General features: G+C 32.1%; 24 protein-coding genes. 22 read left to right on the forward strand and 2 right to left on the reverse strand.

Going from position 1 to position 15,961, the window contains the following annotated elements:
* Positions 1-19: 19 nt before the first annotated feature.
* The 8 genes from JNO63_RS00100 (at position 20) to JNO63_RS00135 (ending at position 8,124) form a co-directional block, all read left to right on the forward strand.
* Positions 20-667 carry a Crp/Fnr family transcriptional regulator gene (locus JNO63_RS00100; protein WP_203126066.1) on the forward strand — a complete coding sequence of 216 codons (648 nt, stop codon included), beginning with the start codon at positions 20-22 and terminating at the stop codon, positions 665-667.
* A gap of 36 nt (positions 668-703) precedes the next feature.
* Positions 704-2,182, forward strand: coding sequence for a hypothetical protein (locus tag JNO63_RS00105; protein ID WP_203126067.1), 1,479 nt, complete (start codon positions 704-706; stop codon positions 2,180-2,182).
* A gap of 57 nt (positions 2,183-2,239) precedes the next feature.
* On the forward strand, positions 2,240-2,773 hold the full coding sequence (locus JNO63_RS00110; RefSeq protein ID WP_203126068.1) for a DUF4367 domain-containing protein: 534 nt from the start codon (positions 2,240-2,242) through the stop codon (positions 2,771-2,773).
* Between the two features lie 58 nt (positions 2,774-2,831).
* Positions 2,832-3,611: a putative ABC transporter permease gene (locus tag JNO63_RS00115; RefSeq protein WP_203126070.1), complete on the forward strand. Its 780-nt coding sequence runs from the start codon at positions 2,832-2,834 to the stop codon at positions 3,609-3,611.
* Positions 3,612-3,681: 70 nt separating this feature from the next.
* On the forward strand, positions 3,682-4,368 hold the full coding sequence (locus JNO63_RS00120; protein ID WP_203126071.1) for a response regulator transcription factor: 687 nt from the start codon (positions 3,682-3,684) through the stop codon (positions 4,366-4,368).
* Positions 4,352-5,308: a sensor histidine kinase gene (locus tag JNO63_RS00125; protein WP_203126072.1), complete on the forward strand. Its 957-nt coding sequence runs from the start codon at positions 4,352-4,354 to the stop codon at positions 5,306-5,308. Before JNO63_RS00120 ends, JNO63_RS00125 begins: the two co-directional genes overlap by 17 nt.
* A 99-nt stretch (positions 5,309-5,407) precedes the next feature.
* Positions 5,408-6,166: an ABC transporter ATP-binding protein gene (locus JNO63_RS00130; RefSeq protein ID WP_203126073.1), complete on the forward strand. Its 759-nt coding sequence runs from the start codon at positions 5,408-5,410 to the stop codon at positions 6,164-6,166.
* Positions 6,163-8,124, forward strand: coding sequence for an ABC transporter permease (locus JNO63_RS00135; protein WP_203126074.1), 1,962 nt, complete (start codon positions 6,163-6,165; stop codon positions 8,122-8,124). The genes JNO63_RS00130 and JNO63_RS00135 overlap by 4 nt, the downstream gene beginning before the upstream one ends.
* A 34-nt stretch (positions 8,125-8,158) precedes the next feature.
* On the opposite strand, the gene JNO63_RS00140 is transcribed toward JNO63_RS00135, so the two are convergent.
* Together JNO63_RS00140 and JNO63_RS00145 are read right to left on the reverse strand one after the other, a co-directional pair.
* The gene (locus tag JNO63_RS00140) at positions 8,159-8,860 is read right to left on the reverse strand and encodes an LrgB family protein (RefSeq protein WP_203126075.1); all 702 of its coding nucleotides are present in this window, start codon (positions 8,858-8,860) and stop codon (positions 8,159-8,161) included.
* Positions 8,853-9,206, reverse strand: a complete 354-nt coding sequence (locus tag JNO63_RS00145; protein WP_203126076.1) for a CidA/LrgA family protein — start codon at positions 9,204-9,206, stop codon at positions 8,853-8,855. Before JNO63_RS00145 ends, JNO63_RS00140 begins: the two co-directional genes overlap by 8 nt.
* Before the next feature lie 380 nt (positions 9,207-9,586).
* Here JNO63_RS00145 and rpsJ point away from each other — a divergent pair, with 380 nt between their 5' ends.
* Genes rpsJ through rplE form a run of 14 tightly spaced genes read left to right on the forward strand, consistent with a single transcriptional unit; the run spans position 9,587 to position 15,958 of the window.
* Entirely contained in the window at positions 9,587-9,898 is a 312-nt protein-coding gene (gene rpsJ, locus JNO63_RS00150) for a 30S ribosomal protein S10 (protein WP_203126077.1), read from the forward strand.
* A gap of 54 nt (positions 9,899-9,952) precedes the next feature.
* Entirely contained in the window at positions 9,953-10,588 is a 636-nt protein-coding gene (rplC, locus tag JNO63_RS00155) for a 50S ribosomal protein L3 (RefSeq protein ID WP_203126079.1), read from the forward strand.
* Positions 10,589-10,599: 11 nt separating this feature from the next.
* Positions 10,600-11,223 (forward strand): 50S ribosomal protein L4, encoded by a 624-nt coding sequence (gene rplD / locus JNO63_RS00160; RefSeq protein ID WP_203126080.1) that lies wholly within the window; start codon positions 10,600-10,602, stop codon positions 11,221-11,223.
* Positions 11,223-11,516 carry a 50S ribosomal protein L23 gene (rplW, locus tag JNO63_RS00165; RefSeq protein WP_203126082.1) on the forward strand — a complete coding sequence of 98 codons (294 nt, stop codon included), beginning with the start codon at positions 11,223-11,225 and terminating at the stop codon, positions 11,514-11,516. Before rplD ends, rplW begins: the two co-directional genes overlap by 1 nt.
* An 11-nt stretch (positions 11,517-11,527) precedes the next feature.
* Positions 11,528-12,361 carry a 50S ribosomal protein L2 gene (rplB, locus tag JNO63_RS00170; RefSeq protein WP_203126084.1) on the forward strand — a complete coding sequence of 278 codons (834 nt, stop codon included), beginning with the start codon at positions 11,528-11,530 and terminating at the stop codon, positions 12,359-12,361.
* A 9-nt stretch (positions 12,362-12,370) separates the two neighbouring features.
* Positions 12,371-12,658, forward strand: coding sequence for a 30S ribosomal protein S19 (gene rpsS / locus JNO63_RS00175; protein WP_203126086.1), 288 nt, complete (start codon positions 12,371-12,373; stop codon positions 12,656-12,658).
* A gap of 9 nt (positions 12,659-12,667) precedes the next feature.
* Positions 12,668-13,006, forward strand: a complete 339-nt coding sequence (gene rplV, locus JNO63_RS00180) for a 50S ribosomal protein L22 (RefSeq protein ID WP_203126089.1) — start codon at positions 12,668-12,670, stop codon at positions 13,004-13,006.
* A 9-nt stretch (positions 13,007-13,015) separates the two neighbouring features.
* Complete coding sequence (gene rpsC, locus JNO63_RS00185; RefSeq protein WP_203126090.1) at positions 13,016-13,765, forward strand: 30S ribosomal protein S3; 750 nt, start codon at positions 13,016-13,018, stop codon at positions 13,763-13,765.
* Between the two features lie 23 nt (positions 13,766-13,788).
* On the forward strand, positions 13,789-14,217 hold the full coding sequence (rplP, locus tag JNO63_RS00190) for a 50S ribosomal protein L16 (protein ID WP_203126091.1): 429 nt from the start codon (positions 13,789-13,791) through the stop codon (positions 14,215-14,217).
* A 2-nt stretch (positions 14,218-14,219) separates the two neighbouring features.
* The gene (gene rpmC / locus JNO63_RS00195) at positions 14,220-14,426 is read left to right on the forward strand and encodes a 50S ribosomal protein L29 (protein WP_101539544.1); all 207 of its coding nucleotides are present in this window, start codon (positions 14,220-14,222) and stop codon (positions 14,424-14,426) included.
* A 5-nt stretch (positions 14,427-14,431) separates the two neighbouring features.
* On the forward strand, positions 14,432-14,692 hold the full coding sequence (gene rpsQ, locus JNO63_RS00200; RefSeq protein WP_203126092.1) for a 30S ribosomal protein S17: 261 nt from the start codon (positions 14,432-14,434) through the stop codon (positions 14,690-14,692).
* An 18-nt stretch (positions 14,693-14,710) separates the two neighbouring features.
* Entirely contained in the window at positions 14,711-15,079 is a 369-nt protein-coding gene (gene rplN, locus JNO63_RS00205) for a 50S ribosomal protein L14 (RefSeq protein ID WP_203126094.1), read from the forward strand.
* Between the two features lie 9 nt (positions 15,080-15,088).
* The gene (gene rplX, locus JNO63_RS00210) at positions 15,089-15,397 is read left to right on the forward strand and encodes a 50S ribosomal protein L24 (RefSeq protein WP_203126096.1); all 309 of its coding nucleotides are present in this window, start codon (positions 15,089-15,091) and stop codon (positions 15,395-15,397) included.
* Positions 15,398-15,412: 15 nt separating this feature from the next.
* Entirely contained in the window at positions 15,413-15,958 is a 546-nt protein-coding gene (gene rplE / locus JNO63_RS00215; protein ID WP_203126099.1) for a 50S ribosomal protein L5, read from the forward strand.
* The last annotated feature ends 3 nt before the right edge of the window (positions 15,959-15,961 follow it).

Here is a 15,961-nt window from a genome sequence, read left to right on the forward strand (position 1 = left end):
ACTTAAATTGAGGTGAAATATGAATTTAAGAGAAATTTCTATTTTTAAAGACTTATCTGATGAAGATTTAAAAATATTGGCCCAAAAAACAAAATTTGAAGAAAAAATCTATCCTAAGAATTCACAAATATTTACAGTTGGCGAGGTAACAGGAGCAATGTATTACCTAGTAGAAGGTAGTATTTTAGTTTATAAAATCGATCCAAATGGCAAAAGATTTATAATTAGAAAATTTAATAAGCCAGCTATATTTGGAGAAGTTTACTCCTATTTAGACGAACCCTTTGATTTTTCTGCCCAAGCAGAAACTGATTCAAAAGTCCTATTAATCCATGATTTTAAAAAACTTTTTGCGACTGATACACCTAAGGATTTTTTAATTGCTTACACAAAATTAGTCTCTAAAAAATGCTTGCAATTAAGCAGATCCAATCAAATTACATCCCAGCCAACCTTAAGGCAAAAAATAGCAAAATATTTGATAATAAATGAAGAAAATGGAGTGGTAAAAACTAATTTATCTCGCGAAGAGTGGGCGGATATTTTGGCAACAACAAGACCCTCCCTTTCACGTGAGCTTTCAAATATGGTAGATGATGGGTTGATTGAAATAAAGAATAAAACAATAAAAATAAAAAATCGAGCTCTTATAGCAGATATCATTTAGAAAAAAACGGGGTATCAAAGCATTAAGGAGAATAATATGGATTTAAATAAGAATTATCAAGCAAATTTTGATGATATAAGCAAATCAGATTTAAAGACAAGACTTGCAAGACTTTCAAGGATTTGTGAAAACTTGGAAATACCTGTACTTGTTATGATAGATGGTTTTGAGTCCTCAGGCAAGGGTTATGTAATCAATAATTTAACTGAAGAGCTCAATCCAAAATACTTTGATGTTGAAGTTTTTGAAAAAGATGAGGAATATGACAAAAAATATCCTTTTACAAAAAGATTTTTTGACAATATCCCCAAAAAAGGTCACATAAAAATTTTTGACAGGTCATTTTATTACAAATTATTTGATGATGTAAATATAGGCGATAAAGAACTAGAAAATAAGATAGAGTCTTTAGAAAAAGTTGAAAAAATCCTCTATGATGATCAGACAATAATTATAAAACTTTTTTTAAATGTAAGTGAAGATGAGCAGAAAAAACGAATTAAAGAATTAGAAAATAGCAATCAAAAAAGTTTTTATTTAACCCAATCTGATAAAGATCAAAATAAAAACTATAAAAAATATCAAAGTCACTTTGAAAATATTTTAGAAAAAACAAATTTTGATTTTAGTCCTTGGACAATTATTGAAAGCGACAATTTGAAAAAAGCATCCAAACAAGCCCTTTATCAAATGTTAGAAGAGCTTACAATAGGACTAGAGCGCGTATCAACTCAAAGAATTGATAGCAAAAATGAAGTAAGATCTTATAGCAATCCAGTTCAAGTAATTGAAAATTTAGACCTAAACAAAAATATTTCAGATGAAGAATATGAAGAGAAAAAAGAAAGCCTAGAAAAAGAAATCAAAGATGTTCTTTTTGAGTTTTATGAAAGAGATATATCGACCGTTTTAGTATTTGAAGGTGTAGATGCAGCTGGAAAAGATGGTGCTATTGAACGTTTGATAAAAAAAGTTGACCCAAGACTTTATACTGTTCATGCTATCTCTGCACCAAGCAAAGAAGAAAATGAATATAATTATCTATGGAGATTTTATAATAAATTACCAGAAGATGGTTATATAGGGATTTTCTCTAGATCATGGTATGGAAGAGTGATGGTTGAAAGAGTAGAAGGATTTGCGAGTACAAATGAATGGGCTAGAGCCTATGATGAAATTCTAGGGTTTGAAAAACAAATTGCTGAGCATGGATCATTAATTTTGAAATTTTTTGTAGTAATAGATAAAGATACCCAATATCAAAGATTTATGGATCGAGAGAACGATCCTGATAAAAACTACAAAATTACAGATGAAGATTGGCGCAATCGTGATAAATGGAATGAATATATAAATGCTATGGATGAGATGTTATATCGAACAAATGTCGACTATGCTCCATGGATAATTGTGGAAGGTAATCAGAAACATTATGCACGAATTAAAGTAATGGAAGAGTTTTTATTAAGGGCTAAAGCTCATTTAAAAGAATATGATAAGAACAATAATAAATAAATTTTTATTTTTAAAAATAATAGTATAATTATCCTTGTATCAAAAAGGGGAGAGGTTATGAAAAATAAAAAATATTTATCACTAGCTTTGATTTTAGCTTTATTAACACCACTTATAGCTTGTGGCAATACAAGGCCAGCGGAAGAAAAACCAGCTAATGAAGTTAGCGAAGAAGTAAAAGAAGCTGAAAATACAGAAGATGTAGCAGTAGAACCAGATCCTGCAAGTGAAGTAGAAAACAAAGACTCTGGAGAAAAAGGAATCTATGATCTAGAATTTGGATACCTACCAGAAAAATTTGTAGAAAATTTTAAAGATGAAAAAAAGGATTTGAGAACTGTAGAATATATGGCAGAAAATAATCCAGCTAAAAAAATCACCATACAAATTACTCCAAAAGATGAAAGATTAGAAGAAATTGTAATAGTGCCAGAAGATGCTGAAGACATTACAATTGGAGAAAATACAGGAAAATTCTGGGATGATGGATCATTTAACTACATCGTAATAAAAAATGGGCAAAACCACATATACACAAGAAGCACAATTGAAAAAGATGAAGCTGTCAAAATCATTGAAGAAATTAAATAAATATGTAAAATTACTCTTAAGAAGCAATTCTTAGGAGTTTTTTTATTTAGGAGCTAAAATGCTAATTGTCTACTACATAATATATTTTTTTATCTATGCAATAATTGGCTGGGCTATAGAAGTTACATACAATGGGATTCGTGAAGGAAAATACATCAACTGCGGAGTTTTAAATGGTCCGTGGTGTCCGATTTATGGTTTTGCAGCTATTTCTATATTATTTATGCTTGGTAAGGTTAATACATATAGCAAGCTATTTTTATTTTTCGCTTCCATGATTGTAGCATCTATAATAGAGCTAATCACAGGATTTATCTTAGAAAAAGTTTTTCATAAAAAATGGTGGGACTATTCAGATAAAAGATTTAATATTGCTGGCTATATTTGTGCAGAATATTCTCTAATCTGGGGAGCGCTTTGCTTTATCCTCTACGAAGCAATCCACCCAATGATAGTAAAATTGATATCACCATTCCCAATTAAAATTTTAATAATTATAAATTCTGTATTTGCAATAATTTTTATAGTTGATACAGTTGCGACAATCAATACTATCTTAGGTATCAATAAGAAATTTAAAGAAATAGAAAAATCAAAAACAAAATTAGGAGAAGTTACAACAGAAATTGGTGAAAGAATTGCTCAAAAAGGCATAAAAACTGCAGAAAAAACAAGCGATAGAAGAAAAGAATTTGATGAACGCAGCCAAGAATTTAAAAATAATTTCCAAAAATACGGAGAAAAACGTCTGCTAAAAGCCTTCCCAAATTTAATTCATGATTTGGAAGATAAAGCTTATGATTTTGAAAATTTGAAAAATAGAATAAGTAAGAAATAATAAGCCGCCTTTTGGGCGGTTTTATTTTTTGATTTTTAATTTATAATTATAGTTAAGAAAGCAGGTAATTATGAATCCGATAAAAATATTTATAGTTGAAGATGATGAAGTTATATCAAATGCTTTAAAAAAGTTTTTGCAAAATTGGTCTTATGATGTTTATTTTCCGGAAGATTTTTCTAATGTTTATGATAGTTTTATAAAAATAAATCCAGATTTGATTTTACTGGATGTTTCTTTGCCTTTTTTTAATGGTTATTATTGGTGTGAACAGATTAGAAAAACATCAAATGTACCTATTATTTTCATATCTTCTGCGGATGAGAATTTAAATAAAATTATGGCCATGAATATGGGAGCTGATGATTATATAACAAAGCCTTTTGATTTGGAATTGCTCCTTGCAAAGATAAAAGCGATTTTAAGACGTACTTTTGAATATACTGAATCTTTGGATAATATCGCCTATAAGGATGTAATTATTGATAGGGACAGGATGATTTTAAAATTTGCTAATGAGGAAATATCTTTATCTAAAAACGAGTATCTAATCTTAGAAATGATGTTTGAATATCCTGAAAAAGTTTTTAGACGTGAAGAATTTATGGATAAGATTTGGCAAACTAATGAGTTTATCGATGATAATACCTTGACAGTAAATGTTATGAGACTAAGAAATAAATTGGATCAAATTGGACTAAAAGATTTTATAAAAACTAAGAAAAAGGTGGGATATTATATTGAAAGAAATATCTAAGTTTTTAAGATTTAAAAGCCATATTCTAATAATGTTTCTAATCTACATCCTAGCCTTGTTTGCAAGTACTTGGTTTGGCTTAGATAAAAATTATGTTTTATATATCATTTTATTTTCGATTTTGGTATTTACTGCTAGTATGGCTATATCTTTTTTTAAATTTAAAAAAGCAATCCAAGAATTAAATGACTGGTCTAGGGATATTTACCTAAAGAAGCCTGATTTAATTAAGGATACAAAATTTGCTGAAAAAATTGTAAGTCTTAATGAAGAAAATAAAGAAATGGCCAATGCTTTTGAGCTAAAAATGAAAGAATTTAAAGAATACATCACCCTATGGACTCATCAAATAAAAACCCCTTTGTTTTCACTAGATTTAATTTTAAATGATCACCCTGTGGATAGCCATGGAGCAAAAAATGAAGTCTTTGAAATTGAGCAATACATAGATAGCCTTTTGTCTTATATGAGACTTGAGTCACTTTCAACAGATTTTGTTTTTGAGAAAGCTAATCTTGATCAGCTGGTTAGCTCTTCTATAAAAAAATATGCTAAAGTCTTTATAAAAAAGAAAAATAAGGCTGACTTTACCCCTACAAATCTAATGATAACTACTGATAAAAAATGGTTTGGCTTAATACTGGATCAAATATTATCAAACTCAAATAAATACACTGAAAACGGAAGTATTTCTATATATATGAGTGGAAAAAATTTGATAATTGAAGATACGGGTATTGGGATTAGAAGCGAAGATTTGCCTAGGGTTTTTGATAAATCTTATACTGGGTATAATGGACGTATTTACAAAAAATCAACAGGTATTGGTTTAAATTTGGTAAAGACAGCTGCTACAAATTTGTCCATAGATGTGGGCATAGAATCAGAAGTTGATATGGGAACAAAAGTGATTTTAAATCTTAGCCGAGTGTTAAACTAACAAATTGTCACTTTAAGATTATATTTGTTAGCTTAATCCAAGGATTTTTATTTTTTTCTATTGTATTATATAGAAAAGATAAGAAAGGAAAGAGATTTTATGTTACTTGAAGTTTCAAATTTAGAAAAAATATATAAGACAAGATTATCAGACAATAAAGTTGTGGCCCTAGATAATGTAAATTTTTCTGTAGAAGAGGGAGAATATATAGCCATAATGGGAGAGTCTGGATCAGGTAAAACGACACTTTTAAATTTATTAGCACTTTTAGATAGACCTACTAAAGGACAAATAATTTTACAAGGAAAAGACCTTTCAAAAATAGCTGATGCTGAAATATCCAAATTTAGACGTGATCACTTGGGTTTTGTATTTCAAGATTTTAATTTATTAGATACCCTAACCCTTAAAGAAAATATATTATTACCTCTGATACTTGCAGAAGAAAATCCAAAAACTTTTGATAAGAGAGTAGATGATGTTGCTAAACCCTTAAGAATTGATAAAATTTTAAATAAATATCCCTACGAGGTATCTGGGGGACAAAAGCAAAGATGTGCAGTAGCCCGTGCTTTAATCACCAATCCAAAATTACTTTTAGCAGATGAGCCAACAGGAGCCCTTGATTCTAATTCGTCAAGAGAATTGATGGAAGTATTTAGAGAGTTAAATAATGTTGGCCAAACCATAATAATGGTTACTCATTCAGTTCAAGCAGCTTCTGAAGCAAAAAGAGTACTCTTTATAAAAGATGGTAAAATTTTCCACCAACTTTATAATTCTGGCTTTTCAAATTATGAAATGGGCGAAAAAATTGCAAATACTATGCAAATGCTTCAAAGAGGTGATGTAAAATGAAATCACTCTACCATAGGCTAGCCATAGATGGGATAAGAAGACACAAGAGACTTTATTTACCCTTTATTGGGACAACAGTATTTTTTATTGTTTTGATAAATTTATGCTTATCTATTATGCAAGATCCCTTGATAAAACAGTTTTTTGGAGCTACAACTATAGGAAGCTTAATGAAATTAGGCTCTATAATATTGTCAATATTTGCCCTAATTACAATTTTGACCAATTATAATTTTATTCAGAAAAATAAGTCTGAAGAATCTGGTCTATACTTAATGCTGGGTATGGAAAAAAGGCACTTAACAAAAATATATTTCCATGAGCTTTTAAATTTATACTTAAAATCAGTTATTATAGGAACTATAATTTCTGCGGTCATTTACAAATTGGTTTTAGCAGGCCTATTTAAACTTATGGAGTCTGATGTAAATGTTTTGGAAAATGGAATATTAGCAGATTTTGCTCCCCTACTTTTAACTGCATTAATTATGCTAGGGATATTTATAGTATTACTAGTAAAACAAAGTATAAAAAGCAAAAATTTTACTCCCTTAAGCTTTATGCAGGAGGGAAGAGCTGGGCAAAAAGCGCCGAGATTTCCAATTTTGCTTGGGATTTTTGGAATTATCTGTATAGGCGCTGGTTATTATATAAGCCTAACAACCCAAAATCCAATACAAGCCTTTAAATTATTTTTCTTGGCTGTAATACTTGTAATTATAGGAACTTATGCGGCTTTTTCTGTAATAGTTTCTGGTATTTTAAAACTGTTGCAAAAAAACAAAAACTTTTATTATAAAAAATCAAATTTTACTGCAGTTTCTGGCCTTATTTATAGGGTTAAAAACTCTGCAAATACCCTTGCTAGTATTGCAATACTATCAACCATGGTTATTGTAGTTTTAACATCAGGTTTTTCCTTATACTTTGCTACAAGTGAAATCCAAGAATCCGTTTATAGGACCGATTACAAATTATCTTTTCCAGCTGATAAAGAAATAGATTATTATAAAAATAAAGTAGAGGAAATTTTAACTGAAAATAACAAAAAAGGTAAAATCTGGACCTATAAAAGTACTTTACTACCTGTTGATAGGGCTGGTTCTACAATAAGAAAGAAAATTACAGATGACCAATCCTTAGATGGTAGCGAGATAGATATGGTTTATTTTGTTTTAGATGAGGATTCAACTTATGATTTTGCTGGAAATGATGCTGTCTTCATCCAAACTAATGAAAATAGGCAAATAGAAAAAATAGATGGATTAGATATTAAGGTTAAAAAAGAATTGAAAGAAAATTATCCAAGTCCAATTTCAATAACTGATATTTCATTAAATGACACAGACCAGCTTATCTTTAAAGATCCTAAAGTTTTTGATCAGGCTATCAAAGCATTTGCTACAGAGTGGTTTGGGGATGGTCCAGTTAATAATGTAAATTTTGATGTTGATGGTGACTACGATCCGTATTTAAGAGATAAGATGTGGGATGAGTTGAAAAATAATTTTGACGATGATTGGTTTAGTTTTTATGATAGTCAAGCAGAAAAACACGACCTATTAGCCATATATGCTGGTATATTTGTTGTGGGCATTATCTTAGGTTTAGGATTTTTGGTATCAACAGTTCTAGCAATATATTACAAGCAACTTTCAGAAGGTATGGAAGATAAATCTAGATTTAAAACTATGAGACAGCTTGGTATGACAGATAGGGAAGCTAAAAAGTCAATTTCAAAGCAAATGGGACTTGTATTTTTCTTGCCGCTAGCTTTTGCATTTATGCATTCACTTTTTGCTATACCGATTATTACCAAATTCTTACAAATGCTAAGCTTAAATAATGTTAAACTATATATACTATGCTTAGTTTCCGTATTTGTAGCCTATATTATTTTTTATCTAATAACATTTAAAATGACAGAAAAGACTTATAATGACATAGTTCTAGAATAAAAAAACTGCAGGAAGCAAAATCCTGCAGTTTTTCTTATATTGAATTTAAAATTAAAACCATAAGTGGCATTAAAATAACTGTCACAATTCCAGCTACGGCTATGGATAAGCCGGCCATGGCTCCTTGAACATTACCCATATCGCGGGCTTTTGTTGTACCTAGGGCGTGGGCAGCTGTTCCAAGGCCTATACCTTGGGCAACTGGATTGTAAATTTTAAACACTTTTATAATTATAGGTGCGATTATTATACCAATAATACCACGAATAATTACTGCTATTGCAGCAAGGGCAGCAATACCTCCGTATTCTTCGGAAAGACCTACGGCTATGGCAGTTGTTACTGATTCAGGAAGCATGGTGATAATCATCATATCATCCACACCCATAACTTTTGAAAGTAGGGCGGTAACAAGCATTGAAACAAAGCTTCCAACAAAAATACCAATCATAATCGCAGCAAAATTTTTCTTTAATATATGTATGTTATCATAAAGACTTACCATTAAGGCTACTGTTGCAGGGCCTATAAAAAATGATATTAGCGACCCTCCTAAGTTATAATCTTGATAAGAAATTCCAGCGACAGATAGGATAATGGATATTACAATTATTGAAACTAAAAGTGGATTTAGGATAGATCTTAGAATACCGTTATGTATTTTGTTTGTTAATTTTTTTGATAATTGGAATATAACAAATGATAAGACAATACCAAAATATGCATTACTAAACATGTTTGCTCCTTTTTTGTACAAATTCAACTACAATCATAGTTACTGCCATTGCAACAGTACAAGCTATTATGGTAACTACAAACATAGCAACAAAATTTTGGGTAAATAAATCAAAGTTTTCGATGATACCAACCCCAACAGGTACAAATAAAAAGCTCATATTATCTAAAATTACATTTGAAGCTCTTCTTACATCATCAGTTTTTATTTTCTTTGTGACAAATAAAATAAATAGTATCGCCATACCGTAGATTGTATCAGGAATAGGTAATGGGATAAGATACTTTAGAATGCTGCCAATGAGTAAACAAGCGCATAGGATTACAAATTCTTTTAAGATTTTCATTATTCTCCTCAAATTCTTTCTATATATAATATAGTTTCTATTATAATTTAAATAAAATATTTTACAAATTTTTATTTGACATAAGCTAATTAGCCGGTATATTAATGAAACGTTGCAAAAGAAATGCTGGAAAACTCAGGTTTATAGAAGCTATTTAGCAATATTTATAAATTTATATAAAATATTGTAAAATGTTTATTTTACACTTGATTTTATGGTGTTTTTATTGTATTATTATATGGTGCTTTGAAGCAAGATGTTGCTTGTGACTTAGGCCAAAATCACAAGGGAACTTTTGCCTAGCAAGTTTAGAAATCATTCTAAGCGGTTTCCACACATATCAAACGCCCGGAGGCGTGGTAAAGAAAGAGAGAGGAAAAATGGCTAATCAACAAAAAATCAGAATTAGACTAAGAGCTTACGATCATGAAGTAATCGATAGCTCAGCAGAAAAAATCGTAGAAGCGGTTAAAAGAAGCGGAGCAGAAGTATCTGGACCAATTCCACTTCCAACAGAAGTAGAAAAAATTACAATTTTAAGAGCGGTTCACAAATACAAAGACTCTAGAGAACAGTTTGAACAAAGAACACACAAAAGATTAATCGATATCTTAGGACCAAATGCTAAAACACTAGATGCACTTAAGAAGTTAAACTTACCTGCAGGTGTTGATATCGAAATTAAGTTATAATAACTGTAATTAGAATGATTGGATAATCAATCCGCTGTAATTAAGGAGGTACTCATGAAGAGTATATTTACAACAAAAGTAGGCATGACTCAAGTCATCGATGAAGATGGAGTTATCACTCCAGTTACTGTTCTAAAAGCTGATGAAAATGTAGTTGTACAAATTAAAACAGATGAAACAGATGGTTACAACGCAGTACAAATCGGTTATATGGACAAAAAAGAAAAAAATGTTAAAAAACCTATCAAAGGACATTTTGACAAAGCAGGCGCATCTTACAAAAGATATTTAAAAGAAGTTAACTACGGAAATGACCCGATCGACCTAGTAGTTGGTGATAAAGTAGCGGTAGACATCTTTGAAGAAGGCGAAATCGTAGATGTTGTTGCAACAAGCAAGGGTAAAGGTACCCAAGGTGCTATCAAAAGATGGAACTATGGTAGAGGTCCACAATCTCACGGTTCTAAATCTCACAGAGTAGCAGGTGCTCGTGCAGCAGGTTCAGATCCAGCAAGAGTATTCAAAGGTAGAAAAGGCTCAGGAAAAATGGGAAATGAAAGAGTTACAATCCAAAATTTACAAGTAGTTAAAGTAAATACAGAAGACTCTTACATCCTAGTTAAAGGTGCGGTTCCAGGACCTAAAGGCGGACTTGTTCAAATTAAACAAGCAGTCAAAGGCCAAAACTAAGGAGGAGTTAGATGCCTAAAGTTAATGTTTTAAACATAAAAGGAGAAAATGTTGGAGAATTAGAGTTAAACGAAACTCTATTTAACACTGAAATTAGCGAACACGCTGTATACGAAGTAGTTAAAAACCAACTTGCAAATAAAAGACAAGGTACACAATCTGCTAGAACACGTGCTGAAGTACGTGGAGGTGGACGTAAACCATTTAGACAAAAAGGAACAGGTAGAGCTCGTCAAGGTTCAATTAGAGCACCACACTATACAGGCGGTGGAGTTGTATTTGCACCAAAACCAAGAGACTACAGCTATCAAGTTCCTAAAAAACTAAGAAGAAAAGCACTTTACTCAGTTCTTACTTCAAAAGTAAACGAAAATGAATTAATCGTTTTAGATAGCCTATCATTTGAAGCTCCTAAAACAAAAGAAGCAGCAAACATCTTAAATACAATCGATGCTGGTAAAAAAGCTTATGTAGTAACAGCAGAAAATGATAACTTAGTTTATAGATCATTTAGAAATATCGAAGGTGTAGATGTATCAGCTGCAAACCTAATCAATGTTTATGACTTAGTAAGACATAACAAGCTAGTAATTACAAAAGATGCAATTGCTAAACTTGAGGAGGTATTTATATAATGAAATCACCTTATGAAATAATTAAAAGACCAATTATTACAGAAAAATCAATGAGCTTACTTGATGAAAACAAATACACTTTTGAAGTAGACAAAAATGCAAACAAACCAGAAATCAAAGCTGCAATCGAACAAATCTTTGATGGCGTAAAAGTTCAAAAAGTTAGAACAATGAATTACGAAGGTAAAAAAGTAAGAACACGTCATGGTATCGGTAAAAAAGCTGACTGGAAAAAAGCTGTAGTTACATTAACAGCAGACAGTGCAGAAATTGAATACTTCGAAGGTTTATAAGGAGGATTTAAATGCCTATTAGAAAATTAAAACCAACCTCAAACGGCCATAGAAATATGTCTGTTTCAACATTCGAAGAAATCACAACAAACAAACCAGAAAAATCACTTTTAACAGACCTAAAAAGCAAAGGTGGACGTAACAATACAGGTAGAACAACTGTTCGCTTTAGAGGCGGCGGAGTAAAAAGAAAATACAGAATCATCGACTTTAAAAGAAACAAAGACGATATCCCAGCAACAGTAAAAACTATCGAATACGATCCAAACAGATCAGCAAATATCGCTCTACTTGCATATGCAGATGGAGAAAAAAGATATATCCTAGCACCAAGAGGACTTAAAGTTAACGATAAAGTTATCTCAGGAGAAAATGCAGATATCAAACCGGGTAATGCATTAGAACTTAAAGATATCCCGGTAGGTACAACAGTTCACAATATCGAAATGAGACCAGGACAAGGTGGTGTCCTTGTAAGATCAGCAGGAACTGGTGCACAACTAATGGCTAAAGAAGGTAACTTTGCAACATTAAGACTACCAAGTGGTGAAGTTAGACTTATCCACTTAAACTGTAAAGCAACAATAGGTGTTGTAGGAAACCAAGAACACGAATTAATCAGACTAGGAAAAGCTGGTAAATCTAGATATCTAGGACGTAGACCACACGTAAGAGGATCAGTAATGAACCCAGTAGATCACCCACACGGTGGTGGTGAAGGTAGAACACCAATCGGTCGTCCATCACCAATGACACCATGGGGTAAAAAAGCTATCGGTGTTAAAACACGTAATAAGAAAAAAGCTTCTACACAATACATTGTAAGAAGAAGAGACGAAAAATAGGGGGATATAATGGCTAGATCACTTAAAAAAGGACCATTTGTCGATGATCATTTAATGAAAAAAATTGACGAATTAAATGAAAAAAATGAGAAAAAAGTTGTAAAAACTTGGTCAAGACGTTCTACAATATTCCCTGAATTTGTAGAACATACAATAGCAGTTCACGATGGTAGAAAACACGTGCCAATCTATATCACAGAAGATATGGTAGGACACAAACTAGGTGAATTTGTACCAACAAGAACTTTCAGAGGCCATGCTAAAAAAGCTACTGAAATGAAATCAAAAATGCGTTAGGAGATGACAATGGAAGTAAAAGCAACAGCTAAATATCAAAGAATATCTCCTCTTAAAGTAAACTATATTTGCAAAGAAATTAGAGGTAAACAAGTAGACGAAGCACTAAATATTTTAAGATTTACAAACAAAAAAGGTGCAAGATTACTTGAAGATGTACTAAAAAGCGCTATCGCAAATGCAGAAAACAACAACGGACTTGACAGAGAAGACTTGTTTGTTAAAAACGCATTTGCTAATGATGCTCCAACAATGAAAAGATGGCATCCAAAAGCTAAAGGTGCAGCATACCCAATACTAAAAAGAAGCAGCCACATCGGTGTTGTTCTTGAAAATATAGAGGCATAGGAGGAAAAGATGGGCCAAAAAGTAAACCCAAAAGGATTTAGAGTTGGTGTTATTAAAGATTGGGATTCAAAATGGTTTGCAGACAAAGAAGAATTCTCAGATCTTTTAGTAGAAGACTATAACATCAGAAAAGTAATAAAAAAAGAAGTTTATGATGCAGGTATTGCAGATATCGAAATCGAAAGAGCTGTAAACAACCTTAAAATCACCATCTATGCTGGAAAACCAGGAATGGTAATCGGTAAAGGTGGAGCTGGTATTGAAGAACTTAAGAAAAAAATCGAAAAAGTTGCACCAGGTAAAAGAACAATCATAAACGTTGAAGAAATCAAATACCAAGACCTAAATGCACAACTAGTAGCAGAAAATATTGCATCAGCACTAGAAAATAGGGTTGCATTTAGACGTGCTATGAAACAACCAATCCAAAGAACAATGAGAGCTGGAGCAAAAGGTATCAAAACTATGGTATCAGGTAGACTTGGTGGAGCTGATATGGCAAGAAGCGAAGGATATTCAGAAGGAACAATTCCACTTCAAACACTAAGAGCAGACATTGACTACGGATTTGCAGAAGCAGATACAGAATACGGTAAAATTGGTTGTAAAGTTTGGATCTACAAAGGCGAAATCCTACCAGGAGAAAAGGCAGTTCGCGAACCAAAAATGAAACAAAGACCAAACAACAGAAACAACAAAAAAAGAAGAAACAATAACAGACGTCCTAACAGAAACGCAAACGAAAATACTAACAAATAGTATTTGAATAAGGAGAAAAACTTATGTTAATGCCTAAAAGAGTTAAATATCGTAGACAACATAGGGGCAGAATGAAAGGTGAAGCTCAAAGAGGAAACCAACTAGCTTACGGTGAATACGGTTTACAAGCCCTTGAAGCTACTTGGATGACAGCTAACCAAATCGAGGCTGCTCGTCGTGCGATGACAAGATATATCAAAAGAGGTGGTCAAATCTGGATTAAAGTATTCCCAGATAAACCAGTATCTAAAAAACCTGCAGAAGTAAGAATGGGTTCTGGTAAAGGTGCTCCAGAATATTGGGTAGCAGTAATCAAACCAGGCCGTGTACTATTTGAAATGAGTGGGGTTAGCGAAGAAGTTGCAAGAGAAGCAATGAGACTTGCTGCAAACAAACTTCCAGTAAAAACCAAATTCATACAAAGACTTGAAGTTACAGGTACGGAGGAATAATAATGAAAGCAAAAGAAATCAGAAATTTATCAGACCATGATTTAGATAAACAATTATATGATTTACAAAGTGAGCTTTTTAATCTTCGTTTCAGACTTGCAACTGGACAATTAGAAAATCCATCAGCAATTGGAAATGTCAAAAAAGACATCGCAAGAGTTAAAACAATTCAAACTGAAAGAAAGCTTAATATAAATAGGGAGGCTTAAATTTCATGGAAAGAAACAGTAGAAGAGTAGAACGTGGTGTTGTAGTATCTGATGCGATGGATAAAACAATTACAGTTTTAGTTGAAGAAAAAATTTCACACCCAGTTTACAAAAAAAGAATCAACAGAAGTAAAAAATATAAAGCTCATGATGAAAAAAATGAAGCTAAAGTAGGCGATACAGTAGTAATTATGGAAACTCGTCCTCTATCAAAAACAAAAAGATGGAGACTTGTAAGAGTAGCCGAAGCTGCTGAAATTGTTTAATAAGTTAAGGAGATATTCATGATACAACAAGAAACTCGCATGAGAGTTGCAGATAACTCCGGAGCACGTGAATTATTAGTAATCAAAGTTCTAGGCGGAACTGGAAGTAGATATGCAAACATCGGTGATGTTGTTACTTGTTCAGTAAAAAGTGCAACACCCGGAGGAGCGGTAAAAAAAGGTGACGTTGTAAAAGCTGTAATCGTTAGAAGCAAAAGAGGATTAAAAAGAGCTGACGGATCAAAAATCAACTTTGACGAAAACGCAGCAGTAATCATAAAAGAAGACAAATCACCAGTAGGAACTCGTATATTTGGACCAGTAACTAGAGAATTAAGAGGGGAAGGATTCATGAGAATTATATCCCTAGCTCCAGAAGTATTATAGGAGGAAGTTATGCACGTTAAAAAAGGCGATAAAGTTCAAATTATATCAGGCTCATACAAGGGTCATGTTGGAGAAGTAATCGAAGCTTATCCAAGAGAAAATAAAGTAGTAGTTCAAGGTGCTAATGTAAGAATCAAACACCAAAAAGCAACACAAATGGGCGAAGAAAGCGGAAGAATCGAAAAAGAATGCCCAATTGATGCTTCAAAAGTACTTTTATACTCAGAAGAACTTAAAAAAGGTGTAAGAACAAGCAAAGTACTTGAAGATGGCAGAAAAATCAGAGTAAGCCATAAAACAAACGAAAAATTCGATTGAGTTTAAGGAGAAATTATGGCAAACAGCAGACTAAGAGAAAAATACGAAAATGAAGTAGTAAAAGCATTAATAGATCAATTTGGCTATGAAAATGTAATGCAAGTACCAAAACTTGAAAAAATCGTAATTAACGTTGGTCTTGGAGAAGCAAAAGATAACCAAAATCTATTAAACGCAGTTAAAAATGAACTTGCATTAATTACAGGTCAACAACCTATTGAAGCAAAAGCTAAAAAGTCAGTAGCTAACTTCAAACTTAGAGAAGGCCAAGCAATTGGTGCAAAAGTAACATTAAGACGTGAAAAAATGTATGATTTCCTAGATAAACTAATCTCAATTTCACTACCACGTGTTAGAGACTTTAGAGGAATTAATCCAAACTCATTTGATGGACGTGGAAACTATTCACTAGGAATCAAAGAACAATTAATTTTCCCAGAAATCAAATACGATGATGTAGATTTCCTACACGGAATGGATATAACAATAGTTACTACAGCAAACACAGATGAAGAAGCTAAAGCATTCTTACAATTAATGGGAATGCCATTTACAAAATAAAGG

The sequence above is a fragment of the Anaerococcus sp. mt242 genome, assembly GCF_016798225.1.
Lineage (GTDB): Bacteria > Bacillota > Clostridia > Tissierellales > Peptoniphilaceae > Anaerococcus.

Bases quoted from the DNA above. Each gene is read 5' to 3' on its own strand.
- rpsJ (WP_203126077.1), top strand. From the start codon at position 9,587: ATGGCTAATCAACAAAAAATCAGAATTAGACTAAGAGCTTACGATCAT.
- rplE (WP_203126099.1), top strand. From the start codon at position 15,413: ATGGCAAACAGCAGACTAAGAGAAAAATACGAAAATGAAGTAGTAAAA.
- JNO63_RS00135 (WP_203126074.1), top strand. From the start codon at position 6,163: ATGAAATCACTCTACCATAGGCTAGCCATAGATGGGATAAGAAGACAC.
- JNO63_RS00140 (WP_203126075.1), bottom strand. From the start codon at position 8,860: ATGTTTAGTAATGCATATTTTGGTATTGTCTTATCATTTGTTATATTC.
- JNO63_RS00100 (WP_203126066.1), top strand. From the start codon at position 20: ATGAATTTAAGAGAAATTTCTATTTTTAAAGACTTATCTGATGAAGAT.
- rplW (WP_203126082.1), top strand. From the start codon at position 11,223: ATGAAATCACCTTATGAAATAATTAAAAGACCAATTATTACAGAAAAA.
- JNO63_RS00110 (WP_203126068.1), top strand. From the start codon at position 2,240: ATGAAAAATAAAAAATATTTATCACTAGCTTTGATTTTAGCTTTATTA.
- rplX (WP_203126096.1), top strand. From the start codon at position 15,089: ATGCACGTTAAAAAAGGCGATAAAGTTCAAATTATATCAGGCTCATAC.
- JNO63_RS00105 (WP_203126067.1), top strand. From the start codon at position 704: ATGGATTTAAATAAGAATTATCAAGCAAATTTTGATGATATAAGCAAA.
- rplD (WP_203126080.1), top strand. From the start codon at position 10,600: ATGCCTAAAGTTAATGTTTTAAACATAAAAGGAGAAAATGTTGGAGAA.
- rplV (WP_203126089.1), top strand. From the start codon at position 12,668: ATGGAAGTAAAAGCAACAGCTAAATATCAAAGAATATCTCCTCTTAAA.
- rpsS (WP_203126086.1), top strand. From the start codon at position 12,371: ATGGCTAGATCACTTAAAAAAGGACCATTTGTCGATGATCATTTAATG.
- JNO63_RS00120 (WP_203126071.1), top strand. From the start codon at position 3,682: ATGAATCCGATAAAAATATTTATAGTTGAAGATGATGAAGTTATATCA.
- rpsC (WP_203126090.1), top strand. From the start codon at position 13,016: ATGGGCCAAAAAGTAAACCCAAAAGGATTTAGAGTTGGTGTTATTAAA.
- rpsQ (WP_203126092.1), top strand. From the start codon at position 14,432: ATGGAAAGAAACAGTAGAAGAGTAGAACGTGGTGTTGTAGTATCTGAT.
- JNO63_RS00130 (WP_203126073.1), top strand. From the start codon at position 5,408: ATGTTACTTGAAGTTTCAAATTTAGAAAAAATATATAAGACAAGATTA.
- rplP (WP_203126091.1), top strand. From the start codon at position 13,789: ATGTTAATGCCTAAAAGAGTTAAATATCGTAGACAACATAGGGGCAGA.
- rpmC (WP_101539544.1), top strand. From the start codon at position 14,220: ATGAAAGCAAAAGAAATCAGAAATTTATCAGACCATGATTTAGATAAA.
- JNO63_RS00115 (WP_203126070.1), top strand. From the start codon at position 2,832: ATGCTAATTGTCTACTACATAATATATTTTTTTATCTATGCAATAATT.
- rplN (WP_203126094.1), top strand. From the start codon at position 14,711: ATGATACAACAAGAAACTCGCATGAGAGTTGCAGATAACTCCGGAGCA.
- rplC (WP_203126079.1), top strand. From the start codon at position 9,953: ATGAAGAGTATATTTACAACAAAAGTAGGCATGACTCAAGTCATCGAT.
- JNO63_RS00145 (WP_203126076.1), bottom strand. From the start codon at position 9,206: ATGAAAATCTTAAAAGAATTTGTAATCCTATGCGCTTGTTTACTCATT.
- rplB (WP_203126084.1), top strand. From the start codon at position 11,528: ATGCCTATTAGAAAATTAAAACCAACCTCAAACGGCCATAGAAATATG.